The organism is Paraburkholderia sp. BR14312, assembly GCF_040948675.1.
GTDB lineage: Bacteria > Pseudomonadota > Gammaproteobacteria > Burkholderiales > Burkholderiaceae > Paraburkholderia > Paraburkholderia nodosa_A.
The window spans coordinates 1-2830 of sequence record NZ_JBFPKI010000046.1; the positions used below are offsets into that span (position 1 = coordinate 1).

Annotated in this window: 3 protein-coding genes and 1 pseudogene; 1 reads left to right on the forward strand and 3 read right to left on the reverse strand. The window is 60.5% G+C overall.

Going from position 1 to position 2830, the window contains the following annotated elements; all coding sequences use genetic code 11:
* Positions 1-171: 171 nt before the first annotated feature.
* Positions 172-339: pseudogene (locus AB3X98_RS41860) on the forward strand (IS6 family transposase); the annotation flags it as partial.
* A 393-nt stretch (positions 340-732) separates the two neighbouring features.
* On the opposite strand, the gene AB3X98_RS41865 reads toward AB3X98_RS41860, so the two are convergent.
* The 3 genes from AB3X98_RS41865 to AB3X98_RS41875 all read right to left on the reverse strand — a co-directional run bounded on the left by AB3X98_RS41865 (position 733) and on the right by AB3X98_RS41875 (position 2595).
* Positions 733-1026, reverse strand: coding sequence for a hypothetical protein (locus AB3X98_RS41865; RefSeq protein WP_368610451.1), 294 nt, complete (start codon positions 1024-1026; stop codon positions 733-735).
* Between the two features lie 336 nt (positions 1027-1362).
* Entirely contained in the window at positions 1363-1902 is a 540-nt protein-coding gene (locus AB3X98_RS41870; protein ID WP_368607163.1) for a DUF6398 domain-containing protein, read from the reverse strand.
* A gap of 27 nt (positions 1903-1929) precedes the next feature.
* Positions 1930-2595 (reverse strand): tyrosine-type recombinase/integrase, encoded by a 666-nt coding sequence (locus AB3X98_RS41875; RefSeq protein ID WP_368607162.1) that lies wholly within the window; start codon positions 2593-2595, stop codon positions 1930-1932.
* Positions 2596-2830: the final 235 nt, after the last annotated feature.

Below are 2830 nucleotides of genomic sequence, written 5' to 3' on the forward strand. Positions count from 1 at the left end.
TTCATCGTGGGCCCGCAGCGAGTGCTGCCAACTGAGCCCGGATACATGGCTGCAACCTCGACCGGATGCCAGAAAACTGAGACTGCTTGACAACAGGGAGTCGTCCATACATGGTGCAAATAGCGCGGGGGCGAATCGGTTAAGGTGTCGGGCTGAACGAACTGAGAACCGATGATGAGCAAGCTGAAGAGCCTGGACGAACTGTTTGCTGGCCGTCACTTTGACCGCGATGTGATCATTCTGTGTGTTCGCTGGTACCTGCGCTACAAGCTTAGCTTGCGCGATCTGGTCGAAATGATCGCGGAACGGGGTCTGGCGCTGGCCCACACGACGATCCTGCGCCGGAGTTCGTCAAACGGTGGAATCGCTTCGGCAGGCCCACCGGCCAGTCCTGGCGTGTTGACCAACTGGTTGCTAGTTTCGCCGCTGACCATCCACAGGGCAGTCAGCCAAAGCGGCAGCATCAATGCATTTCGGGCACGGCATGCTGACAAAGCGACAACATGTTTCGGTATGCGAATATGATGATATCAGGAGGTCGTGCGCGATCGCAGCGCGGAGTAACGCGCCGGTGATGTTACCGCCAGTGGCTTTGTCCGGATGGGTACGAGTTCCCGTGCTATGGACGCGACTATGCATTTTTGACGCAAACCGGTTTGCCGAAGGCGTTCCACCGGTTCAGCAGGTTGGCGATGATTATGCCTTCGCCTTCCTGCGACGCAAGCTCCTGCGTCAGCAGGCGCTCGCCGATGCAGCGCTTGATGCGCGAGATCTGCGCCTCGACCAGCGAGCGCACACGTAGCCGTATTTCTTGTGAAATGCATAGATGCCTTTGTCCTCGATGTACCTGACGATCTGGTCATGCCGGCGGGTTCGCTCCTCGCCGTGTCCGACAGCGTGAGCTGGCGGTGGGATGACGGGCGTCACGCCCGCGCCTGAAAGCGCTTCGGTACGCTCGATGCTGTAGTACGCGCCATCGGCAATCACCCGATCCATCGGCACATCAGCGGGCAGCACGGCGTCCATTCCTTCGCTATCCGATACTTCTGTAGTGCTACTGGTTGCAGGTTTTTCTCAGGTGTAAAAACAGGCGGAGAGGTGAGCTGGGTAAAGGGATTCGAGCGGTTGTCGTCGAAGCGGCTAGAATCCATCGCTTTGATGATGGAAAATGGCCCAACGCCAAGCCCGACGAGGGATTACGGTTGAATTGAGCGAAGCGCAATTCAACGAGTTTGTCTTGCCTCATTTGCCACGGCGTCGTCGTGGCCCGCTGCCGCGACTGCCACTGTACAGGATCTTCAACTACATCCTGAAGGCGCTGTACCTTGGATGCCAGTGGCACATGCTGCCGATCGACAGGAATCAGGGGTTCCAAGCCCAAACCCCAATAATTTTGGAATGCTTCTGAAAACAGAGGGTTAGGTTATGGAATGTAGGGAATAAGGCCGCGACGACAGGCTTCCTCCTGGAAATCGCATCGACGATGTAGCCGTTCACCTCAAGCATCCAGGCCATGGGATTTCTGGCCAACTGACTGGGCAGTGACCAGCGCGGATCCATCGCGCCAATTTTCAGCATCGCGATGATGGCGCTGGCCTTGGCGGATCCGGTCTTCGGGCTCACCCTGAAGTGTTCGCACAGCACGTCGGCCCGCATGTGCGGCGTCTGATCCCGGTAGAACAGGCCATTGACCCGACCCACGGCGTAGGCAATGCCGCAAGCCCATGAGCGCGCAGGGCCATTGATGAGTGGCGAGGGGCGTTTGCGGCACAGGGGCGCCGCCATGCGGCGACAAAGGTCGCGGTACTCGTCGGTCAGGTGTTGTCCACACACGGCGTCGGTCAGCGCGGTGATTTCGTCGTAGCGGGTCTGAAGCGCGTTCGGGATGCGTTCGGTCGACATAGGCGTGAGTTCAGTAGCCCGGAAAGGTTAGGCCTGCCAGAAGTCGCGGAACCGGTCCGAAGCCAGTTCGGTGTACCGCGTGGTGTGCTGGATGTTGCGGTGGCCAAGGTAATGCTGGATGGCGCGCGTGTCGTGTCCGTCGTTGGCCAGCTTGTAGCCGGTCGCGTGACGCAGCATGTGCGGATGAACCGGAAACGCAAGCCCCGCCTGCTGGCCCGCGCGGGTCACGATCTTGCGCACCGCATCCGGAGTCAGAGGTGCCTGGCGCTCGCTGACGAACACGTAGGCGCTGTCCGGACCCTCGCGTCGCAGCCGCCGCAACGCGCGCAGTTCAGGTCCGCGCAGCGGATGCACGGCGGGCATGCCGTGCTTGCGCCTCACGACATGCACGAGGGCCTGCGTCAGATCGACCTGATCCCAGCGCAGGCTGACCAGTTCCGAGACACGCAGGCCGTGACGGTAGGCGATCAAGATCAGCGCGGCATCGCGCGCGCCGTGCCGCCCTTCGCGGGCAGCGGCGGCGATCAGGTCCGCGACCTCCTTTTCCAGCAGGTATTCGCGACCGCGATAGGCGGCATTGGGCCGCCGTCGCGGAACTTTCCAGTTAACGATGTCTGGCACAGCTTGCTCGAGGACTCCGGAAGCCGCGTCCCGGCACAGGGCGGGGTCTTGAACTTTCCGTAATTGGGCCATAGAAACCGCGCAGGTGGGCAGGCTTCTGCTGCTCTACGTAGATGACGCCCTCGACGACACCCTGCCATTCGGTTCCGTGCGCCGCCAAGCCTTCAGCATCATGCCCAAAGTGCGTATTTCGGGGAAGCTGAACGCCCGTTTCGGTGAAGTCGAACAGGCCAGGAGGGAGGTGCTGCGTAGTGCTTAGATTGTACTGCGGGTGTTCGACATCAGGCCACTTTTTGATCAGGTGCGT